Source organism: Flammeovirga pectinis, from assembly GCF_003970675.1.
GTDB classification, from domain to species: domain Bacteria; phylum Bacteroidota; class Bacteroidia; order Cytophagales; family Flammeovirgaceae; genus Flammeovirga; species Flammeovirga pectinis.
Map to the genome: position 1 here is coordinate 3,470,001 of NZ_CP034562.1, position 24,082 is coordinate 3,494,082.

Sequence of the window (24,082 nt, forward strand, 5' to 3'; positions counted from 1 at the left end):
CAATGTGTTGCTACTAATTTAATTTAAAAAGGGAATACCCTTTACTACTTTCATTTTCACAACAAGTAGTCATAGAAACTTAATTGATTCTATGGCTATTTTTTTAGCCTTCATTTTCTTCAACAAAATAGAAGTTATAATTCGACCAATTTAGGAAGTCAAATGACCGAATTGGTAAATCCTTTACTTATAGTTACCGTTTTCTATAACAACAACTAAAACGTTTATCATTATTATCTGAATAACTTAGCTAGAACTAAACCAAATTATCATTATAAATAACAACTTAGCTAAAAATTAAAACCATGAAAAATTATCAATACTAAAACCAAATATTGCTAGAGACTATAGACTACTACTAACTGCATTTTATTTACTTTATAATGACAATAGTCGTAGAAACTTAATTGATTCTACGACTATTTCTATATTAAACTATTCTGCTTTAATAATTACGCTTCTTTTTTTTCAGAAAAGGTAAAATAGATGTATGCAATTCTAGCTATCACAAAAAAGAAAAAACCATATAATGTAGTATTTGAAGATACTCTAATTCCACTTGCTAGAATTTGCATAGACACTCCACCTTGAGCTGCGATTGCGACCATTGCAGAATATAAACCAATTAGTTGCCCTAAGATGCCTAATACCAATGCTAAAATTGAGGCTTCTTTCATTAGTTTTTGAGATTTAGCTGGTTGAATCATATTGTTTGAGATTCCTAACCCTCTTAAAATCATAAATAAGAACATTAAAATACCTACAATAGATATTATGTTCATGAATAAATATCCTCCTTCGTAGTAAAAATTAGTAAACCATTGCATAATTAAAAAGTGTTTAAGTGATCAATACTTCAAACTTACCGTACTACTTTTACTCCTCTATTAAAGGTCGACGAATTGGCATTTTTTATCGAACTAAAGTTGATATCGCTTCATCTAGCTTTAAAACATTCATTTATCTACAGAATTTGTCATCCTATCTACTAGAATGATGTGTTTATCTGATCTAGATGTAATTTCTAAATTTATTTTGAATATTAGAAGCATGAATAAAAGTACACTGTATCTCTTTCTAAATAGTAAAATAACGTTTGAAGCAACCTACTGGGGAAGCATGCTTATTATTTCCTGTTTATTTCTAGGACATTTTCATCAAGATTATTTTAATACATTCCTATTTTGTCTTGTCTGGTTTCCTTTTACAATTGGTTTTACCTATTATTTGAACAATGTGCTTATCAAAAAATATTTGTATTCTAAAAAGTACTTCCGATTCTTTTTATATCTCCTTTATGCATTTATTGTGAGTAGTTTTGTTCAGATAACATTAATAGTAGGCGTATTTATTGTCTTGGCAGATTTAGATTACAATAAAATGAACCCAATTATTAATGATCTTTCTATGTTATGGTTTGTACAACTTTTTACTTCCATACTTTATTCAAGTTTTCAACAGATAAAAGAGGAACAAAAGAAGAGAGAGACAATTCATCAGTTAGAAAAAGAAAAACTACAAATCGAGCTTCAGTTAAAAGAATTAGAACTAAATACTCTAAAAGATCAGATTCACCCGCACTTTCTATTTAATACACTTAATAATATATATGGTCTTGCTATCGAAAAATCTGATGATTTACCCCATATTTTACTTCAGTTGAGTGGCCTTTTAGACTATCTTGTTTATCAATCTAAAGAAGAAAATGTTGCGTTAGCAGATGAAATTAAAGTTTTACAACAATATATCTCTTTAGAGCAATTACGTTTTGATGATCGTTTTGCATTATATATTGATTTGCAAGGTGGTGATCAGGATATACAAATCATTCCATTTTTACTTTTCCCTATGATTGAAAATGCATTCAAACATGGTATTAAACCTACTAACGATAGTGCTTACCTAAAAATATCATCAAATTACTCTGTCGATACTTTTACTTTTAGAGTTGAAAATAGTAAACCAAAAAATAAATCACCTAAGCTACATGAAGGCACTGGACTTATTAATTTGAAAAAAAGATTAGAAATTTGCTACCCTGCCCATCATCAGCTTAAAATTAACGACACCTTAGATAGTTATTATATTCAATTAAAAATCAACTTATAAATATGTCTACATATAAAACACTAATTTTAGATGATGAACCTATTTCTAGAAGGATTACTAAAAATTTTCTTTCTCAGATAGATAATTATGAGGTTGTAGGAGAAGCCGCTGATGCTAAAGTTGGTTTTGCTGAGGTGATGAAACAAGATGTTGATTTACTTTTTCTTGATATTGAAATGCCTGAAATTTCTGGTTTAGACTTTTTAAGATCGTTAGCCAAACCTCCAAAGGTGATTATAATTTCAGCTCATAGGCAATACGCAATAGAAGGTTTTGATTTAAATGTGGTTGATTATTTATTAAAACCTGTAGCTATTGATCGGTTTAAGTTGGCTTTGCAAAAATTTGAAGAACAGGTTGAGCAAAAGAAAGAAATTCAACATTTTAAAGATGATTATCTTTTTATACGCTCTGAACGTAAGCATTATAAGATCGATTTTAAATCAATTACTTATATAGAAAGTCAAGGTGATTATTTGATTATCAAAAATAATAAAGGTGATAGCTGGAAAACAAAAGAAACTATTGGAGGTATTGCCGATCGTCTGCCTCATTATTTTCTAAGAATTCATCGTTCTTTTATAGTCAATATGGATCATGTGACTGCATTAAATAGAGAAGTTGTAGAAATCGAAAAAGAAATGCTACCTGTAAGTAAAAGTTTTAGAGAAAGTGTTCTTCAGTTTTTTGAAAAAGGAAATGGGTAATTTTTATTCTAGTTATTATATCAAAGCTACCCTCTTCTATAAATCAGTATTTCTTAATAGACTATTTCCTGTTCTAGATTACCCACAACATGTTTTACCGCTACAACGGCAATCTCTTTTATTATAAATATGAAGAACTATAAGAGAGATGGAAGGAACAAAAATTAAATTTTCGTGCAAGCTGATAAACTGAAGTTGCTCATTCAAAACAATAAAGAATAAACCTAACCAACTTATGGCAAATAAACTTTGAATAAGCTGCTTCTTACTTAATTTGATAGATCGATAAACGGCTATAAATGAAATAAAGACAAATAATAAATCAAATTGTTTCCACCAAACAGGCGAAGCCTCACAACATCCACTTGTATTACAACTATCTACTATAAATAAAAAGGGGGTTGCTATACAATGCAGCAAACATAAAAAACTAGTAAGAGCTCCTAAAAAGTCTGATTTTAATGTCAATGAATTCATAATAGAATAAAATGATAGATAGAATTTTAATGCAATTATAATTATAAATTACCACTTATGCGACACTGTCGCGATAAAATAATTTAATTATTGACTTTCCTCTAAAAAACTAATTAATAATAGGACTACAGTCTGGACAAACACCTTCTAAAATTAAGTTAGTGTTCTTAATATTAAAACCTTTAGTGTCGTTATAGATTGGTAGTTCAAATTCATTTAAACAGAATGTTCCCTCACACTTTTTACATATAAAATGTGCATGATTGTGGTCTTTATGATTGCAGCTTGTTTTTGTTAGTGCATACCTAGAAACATTATTAGCATCTGGTACTTTATGTATTATACCTTTATCTAAAAATGTATCTAACGCCCTATAAATCGTTACTTTATCTGTCGACGATTTTACTTGACTTTTGATATCTCTATGTGAAAGTCCTCGCCTATTATTACGAAATATTTCTAATAACTCTATTCTAAAAGATGTCTTCCTTACTCCATGTTTTATGAGGTATTCTGGAATACTCAATTTATCATTCATACATTAAATATAGATAAAAATTGAAATTAAATGCAACTAAGTTGCGTTTATAAAAAATATTATTCATTTTTGCGACACAGTTGCATTTGTGATTTAAATATATGAAAATCATCTGACTATTTATCATTAAATGGAACTTTCAAAGAAAAAATCTAACTCTCTTTCTAAAATACGAACTGATTTTAATGAAAAAGCTCTGTTTTTTATTCTTCTATTTTGTTCCATACCTGCTCACTTTTGGTCAAAGTTTAACTCTTTGCAATTATGAGTTAAATGGTATTGTGCGTGATATAGAAACTAATGAAGCTTTGGCATTTGTATTGGTTAGTATAAAAGGAACAAATCATTATACATTAACAAATAGCGAGGGTGCTTTTCAATTGGATGGTTTATGTGAAACGTCAAATTGTTTGGTGATTTCTTGCAATGGGTACTGTGCTACTACTTGTGACGCATCTTGTGAGGTGCATCATTCAGAAAAACAAAAACCTGTTATCTACCTTAAACCAGATATTATTGCTTTAAATGAAGTCACAATATCAGAAATAGAAGAAAGTACAGGTACTATTACTATTGCACAAAACTCAATCAATAAAGAAAGTTTAGCAATTAACCCTACACAAACTTTAGCCTCTGCCCTATCAAATATTGATGGAGTAACATTTTCGTCAGTTGGTAACAACGTACAACTCCCAGTTATTCATGGTCTATATGGTAATAGAATCTTGGTACTGAATAATGGATTAAAACATGGTTTTCAGAATTGGGGTTCAGATCATGCTCCAGAAATTGATATTACAACGGCTAATAATGTAACTGTAATTAAAGGGGCTGCTGGTGTAAAATATGGACCAGAAGCTTTAGGTGGGGCTGTAATTGTAGAAGCAAATCCATTAAATTTTAATCAACCTTTACACGTTGGTGCTGGAACAGGTTACCAAACTAATGGCAAAGGATATTATGTAAATTCTGAAATTAATGAAGGTTTTGAAAATTTAAGCTATCACATAGGCGGAAATTATACACGTATAGGAGATAGACATACACCAGATTATTCTTTAACAAATTCTGGCAAAGAAGAGAAGTCTTTTAATGCTGGGGTGAAGTACAAATTCAAAGATTTTGACTTCTTAAGTTATTATAGTTTTATCGATCAAAACTTAGCATTACTCAGGTCTTCAGTAGCTGAAAGTGGAGATTCTTTTATAAAAGCAATTAATGCTGATAAGCCTTTAATTATAAGACCTTTCTCTTACGATATCAATGAGCCTAGTCAGGCTACTCAACATCATTTAATTAAAGGAGAAGCAAATTGGTGGTATTCTGATGACAGTAAATTGACTTTTAGAATTGGACGACAATTAAATAAGCGTAAAGAATTTGATGTAAGGAGAAATGCAGAACTCCCAATTATCGATTTAAAATTAACTACCTCTGATTATCAGTTAGAATGGAACCATAAAAAAGGAAACAAACTAGATGGACTTATGGGAATACAGTTTTTTACGCAAGATAACAACAACAATCCTGGTACAAATACTACTGCATTTATCCCTAATTATAATACTACAAGATTAAGTGGTTTTTTAATAGAAAGCTTTGCTCGTAATCAGAATACTTTTGAAATAGGACTACGTGCCGATTACGAAAACAATAATGTAAGAGGTAGAGATATTCATCAGAATATTTTTAGAGATGATTATAGTTTTACGAATGTCACGACCTCTCTAGGCTACATTCGTCAGATAAATGAACAGACGAGTTTTAGAACCAATTTTGGAACCGCATGGCGTACACCAAATGTAGAAGAACTTTACAGTTTTGGGCAACATGGTTTTAAAATAACCTATGGAATGCTCCGCTATAATTTTGATGAAAATGGAAATATTAGCACAAGAAAGGTACAGTTACTATCAGAAAGCAATGTAAAACCTGAGAAAGGGTATAAATGGATCAATGAATTGAGTCATCAAGAGGGTCGTAATACTTTTACAATAACAGCCTATTCTCATTATATCCAAAACTATGTTTATGAACGCCCTTTTGGTGTTCTCGGAACTTTAAGAGGGCCAATGCCTGGTTTTATTTTTGACCAAGCAGATGCACTCTTTATTGGTGGTGACTTTACATGGCAAAAACAGTGGTCTCCTACTACGAATGGTACATTTGGTATTAGTTATTTATGGTCAAAAAATGTAGAAAAAAATGAACCTCTAATCAACCAACCTCCTATTACTACGCACTATACTTTAAGGTGGAATTTAAAGCCTTTTTGGATCTTAGAATCTTCAAATTTATCAGTGAAACCCAGCTATACTTTTCAACAATTTCAAGCACCAAGAACTATTCCTCCGGAAGATATTATTGATGGAAATGTCGAGATCACACCCGAATCCGAAATTTTTGATTACAAAGATGCTCCAGAAGGGTATTTTTTATTCGACATCTCTTATGGATTTAAAATCAAACAGTTTACTGCAAGTATAGCTGTACAAAACGTATTCAATACTCGTTATCGAAACTATCTCAACAGCATGAGGTATTTCGCAGACGAAACGGGAAGAAATTTCCTCTTCTCTCTCAAATATAATTTCAACGCTAAATCAGACAACAAATGAAAACTTTAAACATTTTTAAAAGAAGCAGTATTGTATTTTTTGCTCTATCAACATTCTTATTTACTAGCTGTGATGACAACGAAGATCTTCCACCAGAAGAGCATGATCATGAAACAATCACAGACGTAAAATTAATCTTTACAAATACTCAAGATGCTAGTGATGTAGTAACAGCTTTAGCACAAGATGAAGATGGAGAGGGTGCAAAACCTTTAGAAATTAAAGATGAAATTACATTAGGTTCGAATAAAACTTATTCTCTGACTTTTGAAATCTTAAACACCTTAGGACATGACGATCATGATGATCATGAAGAGGAACATGATGATCACGATGATGGAGATGAACATCATGACGAACATGAAGAAGAAGGTGAAAATATTGGAGCTGAAATAGTTGAAGAAGCAGACGAACATCAATTCTTCTATGCCTTCACTGAAAATGCTTTCACTACTCCTACAGGAAACGGTAATATTGATAATGCCAGTGATCCTATCAACTATGAGGATAAAGATAGTAATGGTTTACCTCTTGGATTTGAAACTTCATGGACTACATCTTCTGCATTAAATAGAGGTGAGTTTAGAGTACGTTTAATGCATCAGCCTGATGGTCTTAAAACGGAAGATTCTTCTGCTGAAATTAGTGATCCAGATTTCGATCTAACTTTTGTATTAAATATTCAATAATGATACAAGGCAGTTCAAAAAATGAATTAGAAGAAGTACTGATACCTCAACTTCAATTTTCTAAAAGAGGAGGCTTATTACCTGTCATTGTTCAAGAATTTGATTCGGGACAAGTACTAATGTTAGGATATGCCAACGAAGAAGCTTTTCAGAAAACACTTAAAGTAAGAAAAGCGACATTTTGGTCTACTTCTAGAAAAAAGTTGTGGACCAAGGGAGAAACTTCTGGCAACTATCTTCTAATAAAAAACATAATGGTGGACTGTGATCAAGACGCTATCATCTATCAAGTAGAATTGATGGGTGATGGCGTTTGTCATACATTCAATCAAAAAGGAAAAAATAGAAAAGCGTGTTTCTATAGAAATTATACTATCGAAAAAAACGAATTGGAGTTTATTGAAGGAATGGAGTAAATGAAGAAGAAGGAAAAAATAAAAATCGAGGCTGAAGGTGATAATCACATCATGACGAGTGTAGACACACCTATGCTCCCAAATGCTTTTGAAAAAAGTGATAAAGAAAAAATTGAGATAATTCAGGAATACTTTGGCGGTATTATGGAAACACTTGGGCTTGATCTTTCAGATGATAGTTTGAAGGGTACTCCTTATCGTTTTGCAAAAATGTATGTAAAAGAACTTTTTGCCGGACTAGACCCAGATAAAAAACCTTCTCTATCCGTTTTCGATAATAAATACCAGTATGATAAAATGTTGATTGATAAGAACATCACTTTTTCTTCTGCATGTGAACATCACTTTTTACCAATTGTAGGAAAAGCGCATGTTGGTTACATCTCTTCTGGGAAAGTTATTGGTATTTCTAAAATTAATAGAATTGTAGAATATTACGGAAAACGTCCTCAGGTGCAAGAACGTATGACATTACAGGTTTATAATGAATTAAAAAATGCACTCCAAACAGATGATATTATAGTTATTGTAGATGCAGAACACCTTTGTGTTTCTACACGTGGTGTAAAAGATAAATCAAGTGCTACGGTAACGATGGAATATGGAGGGAAATTTACTGATTCTTCTTACAGAGAGGAGTTTATTAGGTTATTAGAATAATAGAGTTTATCACGGTTAATTTCTTATAAAAAGAAAAAATGGCTTAAAGTTTTAGTTTTGTAGTTCCTACATAAACAAAACTATTATAACCTTAGCCATTTTGGATCTTGAATTCTAATAACAACTGTAACTTTAGGCTGCACTAATATCAATATTATTTATAAGCTCAATAGGACTATAAAATCCATACCTTTTACGAGGTCTATTATTGAGTTTATTTTCAATTTTGGAGTATATTTTTAAAATATAAGTTTAGTATAGAAGGTCTAATTATGGAATTGATGAATATCTGGAAATGAAATATATGTGTTTTGGGTAAATCTGAACTAAAAAATAAACTCTGAATAAAAACGAGACTGGACCTGCTATATTTGATTGGACAGTAAGTTAAGCCTTAAATAATTATCTTTAATTATGAGAAAGAAAAGAACAGCTTACGACAAGGAGTTTAAACAGATGGTTGTTAATCTTCATAAGACAGGTAAATCGATTCAAGAAGTGGGTAGAGAATTAGAATTAAATACTAATATGGTAGCTCGTTGGATCAGAGAGGAAGAAAAATATGGAGAGAATAGTTTTCAAGGAAATGGCAAGCCTGTAATGACAGATCTTGAATATGAAAATGCACGATTACGTAAAGCTTTAAAAGAAGCAGAAGAGGAACGTGAGATATTAAAAAAGGCTGTAAGCATCTTCTCCAGGAGCGACAACAGAAATACCAATTTATAAAAGCTTATACAGGTACTTTTGCTGTTGAGAAGATGTGTAAATTATTATCCATTTGCCGTAGTAGTTACTATGATTGGTTGAATAGAAAAGAATCAAAAAGAACAATTTCAGATAGAAGTATTTCGAATGAAATAAAAGCTATATATAAAGAATCACAGGGAAGGTTCGGAAGTCCTAAAGTAACCAAAATATTAAATAATAATGGTTTCCATGTCTCTAGACCTAAAGTAGCTAGAATGATGAAAAAAGAGGGTTTAAGAAATATTATAAGTCGAAAATTTAAAGTTCAAACCACTTTATCAGATCATGATTTGAGAATATCTCCAAATCTTTTAGATCGAAACTTCAATCCACATTTACCATCTAAAGCGTGGGTGTCTGATATCACTTATTTATGGACTTCTAATGGATGGACTTACCTGACAATCATTATGGATTTATTTGATAGACAAATTATAGGTTGGTCCATATCAGATACAATGACTATGGATGAAACGGTAAACCGAGCATGGGAAATGGCTATATTAAATAGAAAACCATCTCATGGTTTAATCTTTCATTCTGATCGAGGTGTACAGTACGCTAGCAAGAGTTTTCGAAGAATACTTAGTAATCATAATGTGGCACAAAGTATGTCTAGAAAGGATTTGAGATTAAGAGGATAAAACGCAGTTTTAGGGTACAAAACCTGCTGTAGCAGAAAATTTCTTTAAGATTTTAAAATCTGAATATACAAATCATGTTTCATTTCAAAATTTATTTCATGTGAAATTGAAAGTGGCAGAGTATATTGAAATTTGGTATAATAGAAAGAGACCTCATTCAAAACTGGGGTATGTCAGTCCCAATTTTTACTACAATTATAAAAAGGTTAAGGTGGCTTAATTATTTGTCCAATTTTTTATTGCAAATCCAAAGTAATGGTGATAATAGAACTATACAATCTATTGTGGCAACTACATATCATGAATTAGGTCACGCAAGTCATTTTGCTCTTGGAGGAGATAGATGTTACCCTTGGAATAATAATAGTTTTTGTGACGATAGAGATGATCTACAAGATGAAATTCTAAAAGAAAGTTGGGCTAAATATATTGAACATCATTTGACTAGACAATGGTTTCCTAACTATAATGGTGATAGATCACAAAATATGACTTTCACTCAGATGAATAATACTTTTGAAAATAACGGAGTAGAAGGAAAATATACCTCTCTATTCTTTGATCTGAATGATAACAATGATCAAAGTAATAATAATAGAAGCCCTGATAGACCTATTGATAGAGTTAGTGGATATACAACTGCACAAATGCAAAATGCATTAAAAAATGTATCAACTTTACAAGGGCTCAGTAATAACTTATTAAATTACTATTCAAATGACACTCAAGATAATCTTCAAGATTTAATTGATTCATATAATGAAAACTTAGAACCTATAGACTAATGAAATTATTAATCACCTGTAGCCTAGCATTACTCTTTTTAACTAAGTGTAAAAGTGAATGTGATCATTGTGATAATGATTATAAAGGTAGTATTTCACAATATCAAATAGTAAATACACTCAATAAAAAAGTTCTTATCAAAATATACAGTAATGATATTACTACTAACCTTAACTTGAACCCAAGTGATACCTCTAATTATTGGAATAGAATAATAGAGCCAGCTGAACCTGTATCTTCTTTTTTTAGAGTGGATCATTTTAACAATAGAAATAGTTTCCCTTATGATAGTGATTCTATATCAATTATTATTGATAATCAAGTTCAGAAAAAATTTATCTACGATTTAATGAACAAAGATATTAATTGGGATATATCATTGTATAACGACTTTTCAGCATATGAAATAGTGAAAGAAAAAGATAATACCAATGAAGTACTTTCTTCCTCTGATAATACACATCACTTTTATTATATTATTGATTCAAATAAGATAAATAATTAGCTTACTAAAAATAAGAGTCACCGTTTATTTTATAAAAGGTGACTCTTATTTTTTTACAATATTACTTCATTAATAAAGTCTTACTCTACTTATTTAACTCACTAATGAATTCTTAAGCTTCTTACAAAGAATAAATATTATAGCCGAAACGTGTATTAATTAATGTACGTCTAAATGAAATTCTTAGAAAAATGTAACCTACTTGCCCCGATACAGAACTTACTAACACCTCTAAAATCTGCGTTCTTGATAGTTTTAAGGCTGTTTTTGAAATTTGGACGGACAAATAGAGTACAAAAATGATGAAGTAGGATTTTGATAATTTTGGAGGATGAAAAAAACATTGATTTTAACATTTTAAACCTTTCTTACTCCAACCCCATGTATACTTTGTAGATTTTGTATACTAACTATCAAAAACCTTTGATTAACGCTTATTTAAGCTGTTTTATGAGAGGGTTTAGTATACAATTGGTTGTATACTTAGGTGTAGACTAAACACATAACCTTATCTATTCCTTTTCAATAACTCTTATTGAATATGGTTCCGTTTGATCTTCAGAAATAAGCCTTTCTCGATATAATTCTTTCTTAGTAAAATTTCTATATATACTATTTGATAAAGCTCTATGACCATTTTTTATGATGTTTCCATCTTTATCTACTTCATTAAAAGGATGTGCACAAATCTTTAGGCAATTATCATGTTCAAAAATCTCCTTCAACAAGGTTTTATCACTTAATCCACACGATAAACCTAGAATTGTAACATAGTATTTTCCTGTATCTAAATAATCTAAAACCTTATCAAGGTTACTTTGTCTTTTGTATAGATTTGACTTTATGAATTCGAGATAAGCATCAACTTCTAATTCCTCTATCTGCTTTATATGTTTATCATATTCGTTTCCATAACCAAAAATTATATATTCCTCTTCTTCTAATGATCCGTGAATATGGATATGTTCCCAATTATAAGCTCCTTGATTATATTGTTCTGTGTATATCAATGGAGTTCTTGTATAGTTAAAGTTGACAATAACACTATTTTTTGCTATTTGAAAAGGTAGTTCATATTCATTCTTTCCATCAGGATTTCTATCAAACATCACTTTGCCTCTAGAATATGGATCTTCTTCTATAACTTTATAAAAATGTTTAAGAGGAATAGAGTTTAAAAGTGGCAGCCTGATTGACTCTACCCAATTATCATTAGATTTTTTTCTTCTTAAATTTAGAAAAGCTTTCTCTTCTTTTTTAAGATAATTGATTAACTCACTTCTTACTTCTTTAAAACCTTGATTATACTTTTGTAATAATTCTGAATTAGGCTTCTCATTTTGAATTGTACTCAATAACCGTTCATAATAAAATTTCTCTATTTCTACCCATCCTTTTTCTTTTGAATCAATTATCAACCTCTCTAGAAAAAAGTTTTTCGAATTAACAGTAAAAGTGTAATTTGGAAAATCATTAAATATTTCTTTAAAATGATCTCTTAAAACAGGATGTATATCTATTCTAAGATCAGGTCTTGCTTTATTATCTGTAAGTTCTTTATCACTCACTTTTCTTAATTCATAAGATTCATTACTTTTTGAACGATAAGTATGTAATGATATAATAACTTGTCCTACTTCAATATTTTCGCTACATACCAGTCTATTTCCTCTGCTCCAATCTCTAAAAAAATAGTTCCCAACAAATTTACCTAGCTCCTCATTTATTTTATCAATAGGAAATAAAGACTTTAAAAAATCTCCATAAGATGTTTTCATCCCATGAGCCATATCAAACCCATTGCCTATTAAGATAAGATGGTTTGTATCTTCTGTTAGTCCGTTTTTGTTCATAAGATCATTCTTCTTTTATGAAAGAGTTTTTTAATTATCAGTATGAAATAACTAATCAATAATATACTGACAATTGAGTTTATAAAAAGTTATAATTCAATATTTACTTCAAAACAAAATTCTTGTTCCTATCTCCTGCAGAAGATTTCACCAATATTCCCAATCCAATTAAATACTCAATATCTCTTGTTGCTGTCTGGAAAGAGCATTTCGTCATTCTGCTCCATTTTCGATTATTCATACCTCCTTCAAAATCATCTTCAAGCATTTTATTAATTACTTTTATCTGACGATTATTGAATTTTACTTGAGTATATTTTTTCCAAAAGTTATCTCTTTTTAAAAGCTTATCTAATTTTTGATTAGACAACTCTATTGCCCCTTGAATTGCTCCTAAGAAGTAGAGAATAAAACTTGTAATATCCATATTACCTTTAGAATTGAACTCTAACTGACGGTAATACTCCCCTTTATTTCTTGAGATATAAGAAGAAAAACCAATGGTTCGGATGGAATCTGAAAAACTATTGGCAAGTATTTTATCTACTAAATTTCTCCCTATTCTACCATTCCCATCTTCGAAAGGATGTATTATTTCATACCATAAGTGAGCAATTGCAGATTTTATAAATGGGTGTATGGAAGACTCAGTATTAAACCACGCAATAAATGAATTCATTTCTCGACGAATCATTTTTACTTCTGGAGCAATGTAAATTACTTTATTTCCACTACGTATCTGCATTCTCTCTTTTGTATATTCTCCTGCAACAATTGATTCTCCATCAGATAGCCCATTAGGAAAATAGGTTTTATGCCATTTATACAGTGATTCATGAGTGAGTTTTTCATCAGCATGAAGAATTGCATCGGCAAAAACTTCCACATTATTATCTGAGATAAACTTTTTCTTTGTGTGTGAGTATCCAAAAGATTTCTTCACCGAATTACGAATATCCTCTTTATTTAAAATCTGCCCTTCGATCTCAGCATTCGCAAATACCTCATCTGACAAAGCCGTGATGATTACTTCATTTCTTGCATCAATATTGACATCTTTAAAACGACCTTTGATAAAGCCATAAGCTTCCATTACTAAGGCTAATTGACGAAATACTTTACTTTCATCAAACATAAAATTTGGCCAATCTTCGTGATTATATTTATACAGCTCTTCCATATTCACAAAATATGGAAATATAAAATGTAAACCTAAATCCATATTCACATTTTTTGGAGATATAATATTAATTAGAGATAATAAAAGCTCTAAATCCGTCTCATTAAGTCTATATGGCTTCTTGTATACAAAATAGTTTAACCCAAATTTTGATGTTTTTTTGGAGGTAGAAAAATATTCATGTTAACATCCTCCTTTAATAATTCAATCCAAATGTCCACAAAGGTAAGACGTTTAAGTATCCAAATTCAAGATCATCTTTCACAATAAATGACTTACCATCCTGTTCTATTTGTTTTTGCTGTTTATTCTTTCCTCCTACTTCAAAAGTATAATCTCCAACTACAAAATCAGCTTTCTTAGAGGAGATCACTTCATTTCTAACCTGCATTTGATTGAGAAAAAATGTTTCCCTTATATTCCCTATATTAGATTTTTCTTGTGCTAAACTAAATACCAAATTTGTATTATCAAGATATACTTTATCTACTTTTCCTAAACCTCTTATACCATTAGTTTCATTTCGTAATTGCCCAATCAAACCTGCTTTCTCCATGTAGGTAAAATAGTCATCTAAAGAGTTACGGCTTACTTTTAGTATCTCTGCAATTTTTGTGAAATTAGGTTTAAATGGAACGCTTTCCGCAATAATAGATAACAACCGCTTTAATTTTCGACTCGTCGAAATATTCATATTAGCATACTGTGGGATATCTACTTCCAATGTTTGGGCAATTATTTGGCTTAACCTCACAAAAATCTCATCTTCAATCCCAAAAGGGTAATATCCTTTTTTAATATAATCTTGAAAAAGAGGTAAAGGATGCTTTAGATTCGTAATATTTATATCTCCTTGAATAATCTGCTCCAATGAAAAAGGTTTGACATCATATTTGTGAAACATATTCAAGTACTCTCTAAATGACAGACCTTTCATATGATACATTAATGCCCTTCTACTTAGATCTGAAGATCCCTTTATTATATCAAGAACAGAAGAGCCTGTGAAAGCTACTTTTAAATCTGGAAATGAATCATAAATGTTTTTCAATTCTCTAGACCAATTCGAATATTTATGAATTTCATCAATAAATAAATATTCCCCTGCATTTTTATAAAAGGTATCTGCTAAATCATAAAGTGAATTTTGCCCAAAATACATATCGTCTGCAGTTACATATAATGCTTTTTTAGTATCTAAATTCTCTTTTATAAACTGTAGTATCATTGTTGTTTTCCCTACACCCCTTGGACCAACAATTCCAATCATCCTACTATTCCAAGATATTTCTTCATATATATAACGCTTGAAATCGATATTTACATGTCTGATTAAAGTCTCAAACTTTTGATATAATACTCTCATTTTTCAATCGAAAATTTACTTAAAAATAAAAACGCACAACTAAAAGTACAAAAAATAAAATAAACGCACAATTAAAAGTGTAATTTATTCTTATTGAAAAGTATCAATAAGTCCACTAAATAGTCATTGAAATTAATCTTTTTCAACAAACAAACTATACCGCACAAAAAAAGAGGGTAAAAACCCTCTTTTCAATATCATTAAAGCTATATTTTAAAACCTACTTGCCGATACAGAACTTACTAACACCTCTAAAATATACGTTTTTGATAGTGTTAAGGATGTTTTTGAAATTTGGACAGACAAATAGAGTACAAAAATGATGAAGTAGGATTTTGATAATTTTGGAGGATGAAAAAAACATTGATTTTAACATTTTAAACCTTTCTTACTCTAACCCAATGTATACTTTGTAGATTTTGTATACTAACTATCAAAAACCTTTGATTAACGCTTATTTAAGCTGTTTTATGAGAGGGTTTAGTATACAATTGGTTGTATACTTTGATGTAGACTAACTACATTACTCCTCTTCAATATCACCTTTTTATAAGATATCTTCTAGTTTTAATTCTTGTTATTGATTCAATTTAATAGTCCAAGAAATAGAATTTAATTTTCCACTAATAATATGAAGTGTTTGAAGTATTTCTTCTTCATTAGGTAAATATCCATACACTAAGTCTCTAAATTCTTTTGTATAAACTGATTTGATTTCTTTCCAGACACTTTCAGTATTCGAAAATAATTTTGCCTCTTTAGGATGATTTACTAACCATTCATTTTCATTCCTAAAACTATGTACATCATCCTGACCTACAGATTGGAAAAAGAGTTCAAATTCACCTGAATTAAGAAAACTTTGAATTTCCCTTGTTTTGAGTAATTGATTCAAATCATATATATGCCTTATTTTATTCTTTAATTGTTCTTTATAACCATCACCATAAGAGAATCGTACTAAGCTCATTATTTTCTCACAGAATGTTCTTTCTAAAGACAATACTTTAACTTCTAAAGGTGCTAGTTCATATTTTTCAATCAGTTCACTTTGCTTATTTTCAAGCATCATATCATAAATATAGGTAGCAATCTTTTTTGTTTCGAAAGGTTCAGGCTTCCCCAATCTTGTAGCTTCAACAATAATTTTATCTCTTGCCTGAATAAACTGACCTGATAAATCTACCTTCGGGTATTCATAGGCGATTTTGCGTAGCATTCCTCTTTTATTTGTAATCCCCTCTATTTCTACTTCTTCTAAAGGAGCAGTTATAACTTGCGTTACTTTCTTTAACCGTTTATTACGTTGATTTTCTGATGTTAAATCTCCCTCTAGTATTACTAAATCAATATCTTCTGAAAACCGTTCTATTATATTAAAACATTTAGATAAAGCTGTACCTCCTTTAAATACTATACTTTCTCCTACAGATTGACTAAAAATTGATTTTAAAACATATACCACCCAATAATCTTTTTCAATAAAGACCTCTGCTATTTTTAGTTGTTTAGCTGTGACCTGAATAGCCTCTTTAAATAGTTTTTTATCATTATGTAAATTCATACAATGTGCCATTTTTGAGTAGTAGATAAAACTGCTTTTGCTCCATTTAATGGATAAGTAGTTACTGGGTTCAAGGTTTTGAATAATTTATCGGTAAGCGATGAGGGTTCAATATCATCCAATAATGCACCTAATAATGCCCTTGTACTAGGAGCATATTTTTTTGCTAAAAAGATCAATCGTTCCTTATCTTCTTCCTTTTTTTCTTTTAGGATAGACTTTATTCTCTCGCAAGTTTCCTTAATAGTCGCATCAGGTATTTTCTTTATAAAATGAATAGCATCTAATAATTGTAGGTAAGGAATATTTGCTTTTGAAAGGGTATTTTTCTGTTTAATATACTTTATTGTATATATTCCTCTTTTGAATTGAGGTCTTACTTCATTTCTACCAATCTGAATGGTATTACTTACTTGTGTAGTAAGTCCAAGTTGGTTATAAATACTCGTACCTGTAAGATACCCTATCACTTTACCATTTACCTCTAAAAGGTCTTTTAGTTCCTGTTCCATTGATGGAGCAAGTTCTCCAAATACACTCTGCTTCGCTTTATAAAATTTCCCTTTAGATAACTTGCTAATCACACCTGACTTCATCATTCTGCTTAATGCTTTTACTACAGCAGTCTTAGTGTTATCCTCATTTAAAAAACTATCTGAGGTAAATACATATCCCTCAGGAATATTTTTTATTTTACTTAATATATAATCTGTTGTTTTCAATATATTTTTGATTTTACAACAATATACAGTTTGTCCTGTTTTTTTCAAAAAAAACAAGACAAAAATACACCAATCTATATAAGCATTTCATTTCAGATCTAGGTATTATATGAGAAAATAAAATTTCAATTCGTCTCATTAAGTCTATATAACTTCTTGTATACGAATTAGAAAGCACAAAAAAAGAGGGTAAAAACCCTATTTTCAATATCATTAAAGCTATATTTTTAAACCTACTTGCCGATACAGAACTTACTAACACCCCTAAAATCTACGTCTTTGATAGTGTTAAGACTGTTTTTGGAATTTGAGCGGACAGATAGTATACAACTATGATGAAATAAAATTTTGGTAAATAACAAGAGAAAAAAAAGTTTATTTTTAACACCTACCTCAGTATAAAATATTTATTCCTCTCACCTTAAGAAGACTTTGCCAATATTTTTAAACCTATAAATACTCAATATCTCATTTTGGAATTTTAAAAAACACATTCAATTCAAATAGTCTTAATATACAAGTATTGAAGTTGACATGATTTAGTTTTAAATTACGATACAAAACAAGCAAACCCCATTGAAATGAGTGATGTATCGGCAATAGTTTTATTTTTAAAAAAAGCAAGAACTACTTTTCTAAACATTCGCCCCTATTTAGAAAAAAAGTATTTTTCAATCTTCAGACTATTCAAAATGCTGAAGATAAATAGTTCTCTAATAAATGATAGACATTCAATATTCAATCACAGCTTATACCAATACGAACAAAAGAAAGGAAAAGAGTTAGCATCTCTTTTTAAAGAAGAAGAACTTTTAAAAGTAATTGAAAATGTATGTATATCAGGCCATCATAAAAGTCTTGAAAGTAAAGTAGAAGACATTTTATTTTACCATAATCCCACCACTTTAGATTCCTTAAAAGTAAACTTCGTAGAAGAAGTTTCGCTTTTCATGGAGATTTTTAAAGAAAACTATTCAAAATCCTTTTCTTTACATCAAAAAGAATTAAGAGAAACCAATAAAAAGGTTGATAGTAAAGTTGATGATGTATTAATTAATACAGAAGAAATTGGTGATGGGATTGATCGACTCCAAAATGATTCTGACTCAATTCTTCAAAAGTTAGATGAAGACAAACAAATTGACTTTTCATTATTCAAGCAATCTTTTTCTACAGATGATCTGCAAACTTTAAAAAGATATATTCCTAGGAGCTACTATCTTCTTGAAGAAAATCAAGATTCAAACTTTTATCAGACCTATTCTAAAAATGAGACCGATTTACAATCAATTATTCTTGATAAGAAAAGAGTTTTAATACTTGGAAATGGAGGAATCGGAAAAACTGTAGAACTTAAAAGACTAAAACTCATCCTTGAAGAAAATAACAACCTATATTCCTTTTATTATTCTTTTCTAAGGTATACAGGCAAAACAATGAGCTCCTTATTACCCAAAAATTGGGAGAGTGTTCAAGGTTCTTTAGTCGTTATTTTAGATGGTTTAGATGAAGTAAGAAGTAGTGATTTTAACATAGCGGTAAGAGAAATAATAAGTTTCTCAGAAAACTGCCCAAATGTCAAAATTGTGATTTCATGTAGAACAAATCACTTAATAAGTGATTCAATATTAGGTGATGATTTTACAAACATATCTTTAGCTCCACTAAGTTTATATTCAGAGGATGTAAAGCTTTTTGTACAAAAATACTATAACATTAATCTTGATGAGTTCCGTGAGCAAATTTACCTTATGGGATATACTGACTTGGTTGATAATCCTTTCTACTTATCTCATTTACTAGATGATTATTCCGATAATGGTCAATTAAATAAAAATCGAAAAGATTTATTTGACGCATTGATTGAAAAAAACATTAAATATGACAAAGATAAATATGTTACAACACACGATAAAAAGCACTTTATTAGAACAACTTTAAGAATACTAGAACAATTAGCCTTATCAATGGAACTATATCAACGTTCCTCTTTGGAAGAAGATGAACTTGAGCAATTTCTCGATGAGGATACTGAAAAGTTCCAAATAATCCAATACACGAAGTTTTATAAGAAAGATACTCAACTCGTTTCTTGGGAATTTGATCATCGACTTTTTCAAGAATACCTATCAGCTAAAGCGTTGTGTCGATATTCCTTTGAAAGGATTATTTCATTTATTACTTACCAAAATTGGAAAAAAGTTAAACCTTCGTGGATTAATATTACTGGTTTTCTGATTAGTGTAATAGAGAATGAACAGGTTCGTTCAAAACTAATAGATTGGCTGATAAATAATGATCCAGACTCAATTGTAACAGCTGAAAAGGAAGTAATTCCAACAGAACTCAGGGTAAAAGTCTTCAAAAAAATATTCAAACGCACCAAAAAATATCAAGTTTGGCTCAACTCTAATAAATTCAATGAAAGTAGACTTGCTAACTTTGGGCAATCTGATGAAATCATTCATTACCTTAAAAAACAAATCACTAACAAAAAGAATAATTTGGAAGTCAAAAGTAGTGCAATTCGCATCTTTCAATACTTTGATTTCAAAGGAAAAGGTCATTCAGAAACTTGTGATTTTTTAATGACAGAAATAAAAACATATGTGAATGATTTAAATCAAAGTGTATCTGAATATGTAGCTAATTGTATTCAAACATTAACTAAAATTGGAATAGATAATAAGTTTGCAAATCAATTAATCCAAACTGTTTGTTATAGAAATTATCAATCTATTAGAAGTTCTATTTATTCTTTGATTAAAAAGAATAACCTAAGTAATGACAATATTCAGTATTTAATAAGAGGATTTAAAATAACTAAAAAAATATTTGATGATGACGAAATAGATAGAATACCCAATTATCATACGGGAGAAGAAAGTCAAATATTAGAATGTTTTCTCCAAGTAAAATTTCCAAAAACATTGAAAATATTGATTCAATTCTTTATTGAATTTCCTTCTTATGAACTTACAACTTCTCACAGTTACAATAATTTTATTGAAAAAATAATCAAACTGTCTTCAAAATTATACCATAAAGACCCAGATCTCACATACCAAATAATTATGAATTGGTATTGTATTAAAATGAGATACTATGGTTCAGAAGAAGGTTTAACAATTAGATATTTTTTTGAATTAACTTCTACTAATGATATAGCTTTGATAGATCTTATTAATGATCAATTCAAAACAAAGGATAGCTTTGAAAAAGCAAATACTATTGCTTATATCATTACAAATGACAATGTTTCGGAAGTAATATCAGCAGTATTAGAAAATAAAATTGATTGTGAGACTACAATATCTATTTATGATACCCTTATTAACATAGATAATAATCTTGCACAATCTTTAAAAGATGGAATCTGTCAAAAATTTTCAATTTTGTCACCTCATAAACAAAAAAATATTTATACAGAAATCAAAGAAAAAGATTTCAATTTACTTTTTACTCCAAAAGAACTTAAGGATAAAATAATCAGTGCATATAAACTTGCTGAAAAAAGTCAGTTTAGCAAAACTGAAATAAGAGATATGCATTATTACAGAAAAGAGATTAGTAAACTACAATACTTTGACTCCAATCTAGTATTTGAAATATTAGAGAAATTTGTAAATGAAAAGAAAGAAGTCGTTACTCTACAAGAAGTTCGAAAGTGGCTTGATAACACTGAAAATGTCGAGAAATATTTAATCAGGAGGTTATACAATACCTTACTTAGAGAAGATTTCAATAAAAGATTAAATGATTCCCAAAAAAAATGGGTTGTTGATTGGGTGAATAAAAATATATCAAAAATTAAATTCAGTACTGCTATTACCTTCAAATCAGATGACTCATTTTCTGTAAATTATTTAGCTCAATGGGTTTACTTTTTTTCTTTAAAACTAAATTTAAGACACTCTAACAGTATCATATTAGATATGCTGTTGTTTGTTTGGACTGATAGTGAGGAAAATAATAGTAATATTAATTACATCAACAATTGGGTAAGTTCAGAGTTAATTATTGAAAGGATGCTCATAAATCTTAGATTGGGAATAAAAAGCAGTATCATAAGAAAAAAACATCTGAAATATTTATTAGAAGAAGGTATTGTCGAAAGTTACTCATTTATCGTATCAGAAATTTTAAATGAAGATGATAATACATTTCTGATTTCATATTGGGAAAAAACTAAAAACATTGAAGTTTTTAAAGAACTATTTACTAAATCTAACTCCGAAATAAAGTGGCGTATTTTAGATATACTTCTTGAACAAGGAGAATTTTCTTTCTGTCTTAAGCAACTTAAAACCTTACTTCATAATCATCATTCCCAAGAAGAAGCACTTACTATATTAAAGTACCTAATTAGTATCGGTAATATTGACGGTCTAAAGAGGTTCATCAAGTATCTAAATGATAACGATTTTCATATAGACAAGGGTTTCAAGACGTCACATTTAACATTTTCACTCGATGCCTTACCACATTTAATGGAATTATTAGAGATGTGTTATAAACATGATATTACTTTTGGCTATCAAGAAAACTTGTATCTTTCAGTTTATAATTTAATAAAAAGCACTGCGTTATTATCAGAAAAAAATTATTCCGTTGTAAGGGAAAAACTTCAAGCCTTTCTTGATCTCAACCATAAAAAGTACAAATATGTCAAATACCTAAATCATCGACTTCAAGAATTAGATCAAGAGTTTTACAAGAACAATACTATCACATTAACAATTGCTGAAGTGAAAGAACAAATTTCAATAAAAAACTAGAGCTGTTGTCTGTTTAAATTTTCATTCAAAACAAACACTATAAAGAATTAAAAAAGGATGGGAATGCTGACTTCAAATGAAATAATAAGGTTTTAAAAAGCACAATTAAAAGTGCACTAAATCAATAAAACGTACAACTAAAAGTGCTTTTCATAATGTGTTAAATAACTTCTATGAAGTAAGAGTATCAATAAGTCCATTAAATAGTCATTAATATTTTTCATCAAACAAATTAGAAAGCACAAAAAAAGAGGGCCAAAACCCTCTTTTCAATATCGTTAAAGCTATATTTTAAAACCTACTTGCCGATACAGAACTTACTAAAGATATTCTCCAATAAATCATCAGTAGTCACCTCTCCTGTAATTTCTCCTAAGTGATGTAAAGATGATCTTATATCAATAGCAAGAAAGTCTCCTGTCATTCCCATATCGATACCATTAATTACATCGTCTAATGCTTTCATGGTTTCACGTAACGACTGATAATGTCTAGCATTCGTTACCATAGTATTTCCTGTTTGTACTTTATCAAGATTTACTAAATGAAGTGCTCTTTCTTTCAGCTCCTCAACACCAGTACCTTTATCGGCAGATATTTCTATCAAGTTTTCAGAAAAAACTTTAAAGTCTTCTGCTAAACCTGTGGCTAACTTATCTAATTTATTAGCAACTAAAATATAGGGAACTCCTAATTTATCTAGTGCTTCAACTTCATTTTGTACTTCAGCAAAACTAGATTCAGATGCATCGAACATGTACATTATTAAAGAAGCTTGTTTCATCTTCTCGTAAGAACGTTGTACACCAATTGCTTCCACTCTATCTTGTGTTTCACGAAGCCCTGCAGTATCTACAAAACGAAATGTTATACCGCCAATATTTATTTCGTCTTCAATAAAATCTCGTGTTGTACCTGCTACTTCAGAAACAATTGCTTTATCCTCATTTAATAATGCGTTTAGTAAAGTTGATTTACCTGCATTTGGCTTTCCTGCAATTACTGTAGGTACACCATTCTTTAGCACATTACCTAGAGAGAAAGAATCAATCAATGCTTTAATCACACGTTTTAACTCATTGATTAAAGCTTTTAGATCATCTCTTGATGCAAACTCTACATCTTCTTCAGAGAAATCTAATTCTAATTCAATCATTGAAGCAAAATGGATTAGCTTTTCTCTTAACTTTTTAATGTCGTTAGAAAAACCACCTCTCATTTGTTGCATTGCCGCATCTCTAGATGCATGAGAATCTGCAGCAATTAAATCTGCTACTGCTTCTGCTTGTGCTAAATCTAATTTACCATTTGCAAATGCACGTTGTGTAAACTCCCCTGCCTTAGCATAACGAGCACCAACTTGCATAAACAATTGTAACAATTGATCTGCAATAAATTGAGAACCATGACACGATATTTCTACCGTATTTTCTCCTGTATATGATCTTGGACCATAGAAAATTGTTGCCAACACTTCGTCTACAATGGTACCATCTTCTTGACGGATTGTACCAAAATGAGCTGTATGTCCTGCTTGTGTTTCTAGGTCTTTTCCTTTAAAAACTTTGTTGACAATCTTAATTGCATCAGGACCAGAAAGACGAATCACGTGGATTGCAGACTGCCCCGGAACTGTTGCTAAAGCAACAATTGTATCTAATTCTATAGTATTATGCATTAGGATAATATTAATTCAATTACAAAGGTAAGTTTTTTTAAG

At 29.9% G+C, this 24,082-nt stretch carries 20 protein-coding genes and 2 pseudogenes; 12 read left to right on the forward strand and 10 right to left on the reverse strand.

What is annotated here, in order from left to right:
- Positions 1-452: 452 nt before the first annotated feature.
- Positions 453-827: a MotA/TolQ/ExbB proton channel family protein gene (locus EI427_RS13910; RefSeq protein WP_126615643.1), complete on the reverse strand. Its 375-nt coding sequence runs from the start codon at positions 825-827 to the stop codon at positions 453-455.
- Between the two features lie 223 nt (positions 828-1,050).
- Here EI427_RS13910 and EI427_RS13915 point away from each other — a divergent pair, with 223 nt between their 5' ends.
- On the forward strand, positions 1,051-2,109 hold the full coding sequence (locus EI427_RS13915; protein ID WP_170178469.1) for a sensor histidine kinase: 1,059 nt from the start codon (positions 1,051-1,053) through the stop codon (positions 2,107-2,109).
- A gap of 2 nt (positions 2,110-2,111) precedes the next feature.
- Positions 2,112-2,816, forward strand: coding sequence for a LytR/AlgR family response regulator transcription factor (locus EI427_RS13920; RefSeq protein ID WP_126615647.1), 705 nt, complete (start codon positions 2,112-2,114; stop codon positions 2,814-2,816).
- A gap of 78 nt (positions 2,817-2,894) precedes the next feature.
- Here the strand turns inward: EI427_RS13920 and EI427_RS13925 are convergent, their stop codons facing one another.
- Both EI427_RS13925 and EI427_RS13930 read right to left on the reverse strand, forming a co-directional pair.
- Positions 2,895-3,293, reverse strand: a complete 399-nt coding sequence (locus tag EI427_RS13925; protein ID WP_126615649.1) for a MerC domain-containing protein — start codon at positions 3,291-3,293, stop codon at positions 2,895-2,897.
- A gap of 109 nt (positions 3,294-3,402) precedes the next feature.
- On the reverse strand, positions 3,403-3,831 hold the full coding sequence (locus tag EI427_RS13930; RefSeq protein WP_126615651.1) for a Fur family transcriptional regulator: 429 nt from the start codon (positions 3,829-3,831) through the stop codon (positions 3,403-3,405).
- A 185-nt stretch (positions 3,832-4,016) separates the two neighbouring features.
- On the opposite strand from EI427_RS13930, the gene EI427_RS13935 reads away from it, so the two are divergent.
- From EI427_RS13935 to folE, 4 genes are read left to right on the forward strand one after another with little or no spacing between them, the layout of a single operon-like run.
- Positions 4,017-6,449 carry a TonB-dependent receptor gene (locus EI427_RS13935; protein WP_126615653.1) on the forward strand — a complete coding sequence of 811 codons (2,433 nt, stop codon included), beginning with the start codon at positions 4,017-4,019 and terminating at the stop codon, positions 6,447-6,449.
- Positions 6,446-7,138, forward strand: a complete 693-nt coding sequence (locus EI427_RS13940) for a GTP cyclohydrolase (protein WP_126615655.1) — start codon at positions 6,446-6,448, stop codon at positions 7,136-7,138. The genes EI427_RS13935 and EI427_RS13940 overlap by 4 nt, the downstream gene beginning before the upstream one ends.
- On the forward strand, positions 7,138-7,554 hold the full coding sequence (gene hisI, locus EI427_RS13945) for a phosphoribosyl-AMP cyclohydrolase (protein ID WP_126615657.1): 417 nt from the start codon (positions 7,138-7,140) through the stop codon (positions 7,552-7,554). The genes EI427_RS13940 and hisI overlap by 1 nt, the downstream gene beginning before the upstream one ends.
- Positions 7,555-8,214 (forward strand): GTP cyclohydrolase I FolE, encoded by a 660-nt coding sequence (folE, locus tag EI427_RS13950; RefSeq protein ID WP_126615659.1) that lies wholly within the window; start codon positions 7,555-7,557, stop codon positions 8,212-8,214.
- 132 nt (positions 8,215-8,346) lie between these two features.
- Here the strand turns inward: folE and EI427_RS26490 are convergent.
- Positions 8,347-8,460: pseudogene (locus EI427_RS26490) on the reverse strand (IS30 family transposase); the annotation flags it as partial.
- Between the two features lie 168 nt (positions 8,461-8,628).
- On the opposite strand from EI427_RS26490, the gene EI427_RS13955 reads away from it, so the two are divergent.
- The 5 genes and pseudogenes from EI427_RS13955 to EI427_RS13975 all read left to right on the forward strand — a co-directional run bounded on the left by EI427_RS13955 (position 8,629) and on the right by EI427_RS13975 (position 10,899).
- Positions 8,629-8,943 carry a transposase gene (locus tag EI427_RS13955; protein WP_126615661.1) on the forward strand — a complete coding sequence of 105 codons (315 nt, stop codon included), beginning with the start codon at positions 8,629-8,631 and terminating at the stop codon, positions 8,941-8,943.
- Entirely contained in the window at positions 8,940-9,608 is a 669-nt protein-coding gene (locus EI427_RS13960; protein WP_240655379.1) for an IS3 family transposase, read from the forward strand. Before EI427_RS13955 ends, EI427_RS13960 begins: the two co-directional genes overlap by 4 nt.
- A 37-nt stretch (positions 9,609-9,645) precedes the next feature.
- Positions 9,646-9,828, forward strand: a pseudogene (locus EI427_RS26430) (IS3 family transposase); the annotation flags it as partial.
- A 4-nt stretch (positions 9,829-9,832) separates the two neighbouring features.
- Positions 9,833-10,393 carry a hypothetical protein gene (locus tag EI427_RS13970; RefSeq protein WP_170178470.1) on the forward strand — a complete coding sequence of 187 codons (561 nt, stop codon included), beginning with the start codon at positions 9,833-9,835 and terminating at the stop codon, positions 10,391-10,393.
- Positions 10,393-10,899, forward strand: a complete 507-nt coding sequence (locus tag EI427_RS13975) for a hypothetical protein (RefSeq protein WP_126615667.1) — start codon at positions 10,393-10,395, stop codon at positions 10,897-10,899. Before EI427_RS13970 ends, EI427_RS13975 begins: the two co-directional genes overlap by 1 nt.
- Before the next feature lie 512 nt (positions 10,900-11,411).
- Here the strand turns inward: EI427_RS13975 and EI427_RS13980 are convergent.
- From EI427_RS13980 to EI427_RS14000, 5 genes are all read right to left on the reverse strand, one after another.
- Entirely contained in the window at positions 11,412-12,752 is a 1,341-nt protein-coding gene (locus EI427_RS13980; protein WP_126615669.1) for an AbiH family protein, read from the reverse strand.
- Between the two features lie 103 nt (positions 12,753-12,855).
- Positions 12,856-13,974: a Fic family protein gene (locus EI427_RS13985; protein ID WP_126615671.1), complete on the reverse strand. Its 1,119-nt coding sequence runs from the start codon at positions 13,972-13,974 to the stop codon at positions 12,856-12,858.
- Positions 13,975-14,128: 154 nt separating this feature from the next.
- A complete protein-coding gene (locus EI427_RS13990; protein WP_126615673.1) occupies positions 14,129-15,298 on the reverse strand; it encodes an ATP-binding protein in 1,170 nt (389 codons plus the stop codon).
- 577 nt (positions 15,299-15,875) lie between these two features.
- Positions 15,876-16,862: a nucleotidyl transferase AbiEii/AbiGii toxin family protein gene (locus EI427_RS13995; RefSeq protein WP_126615675.1), complete on the reverse strand. Its 987-nt coding sequence runs from the start codon at positions 16,860-16,862 to the stop codon at positions 15,876-15,878.
- On the reverse strand, positions 16,859-17,584 hold the full coding sequence (locus EI427_RS14000) for a DUF6088 family protein (RefSeq protein ID WP_126615677.1): 726 nt from the start codon (positions 17,582-17,584) through the stop codon (positions 16,859-16,861). Before EI427_RS14000 ends, EI427_RS13995 begins: the two co-directional genes overlap by 4 nt.
- A gap of 581 nt (positions 17,585-18,165) precedes the next feature.
- Here EI427_RS14000 and EI427_RS14005 point away from each other — a divergent pair.
- Positions 18,166-22,362 (forward strand): NACHT domain-containing protein, encoded by a 4,197-nt coding sequence (locus EI427_RS14005; protein WP_126615679.1) that lies wholly within the window; start codon positions 18,166-18,168, stop codon positions 22,360-22,362.
- A gap of 298 nt (positions 22,363-22,660) precedes the next feature.
- Here EI427_RS14005 and mnmE read toward each other — a convergent pair whose 3' ends face one another.
- Complete coding sequence (gene mnmE / locus EI427_RS14010) at positions 22,661-24,040, reverse strand: tRNA uridine-5-carboxymethylaminomethyl(34) synthesis GTPase MnmE (protein ID WP_126615681.1); 1,380 nt, start codon at positions 24,038-24,040, stop codon at positions 22,661-22,663.
- Positions 24,041-24,082 lie beyond the last annotated feature (42 nt).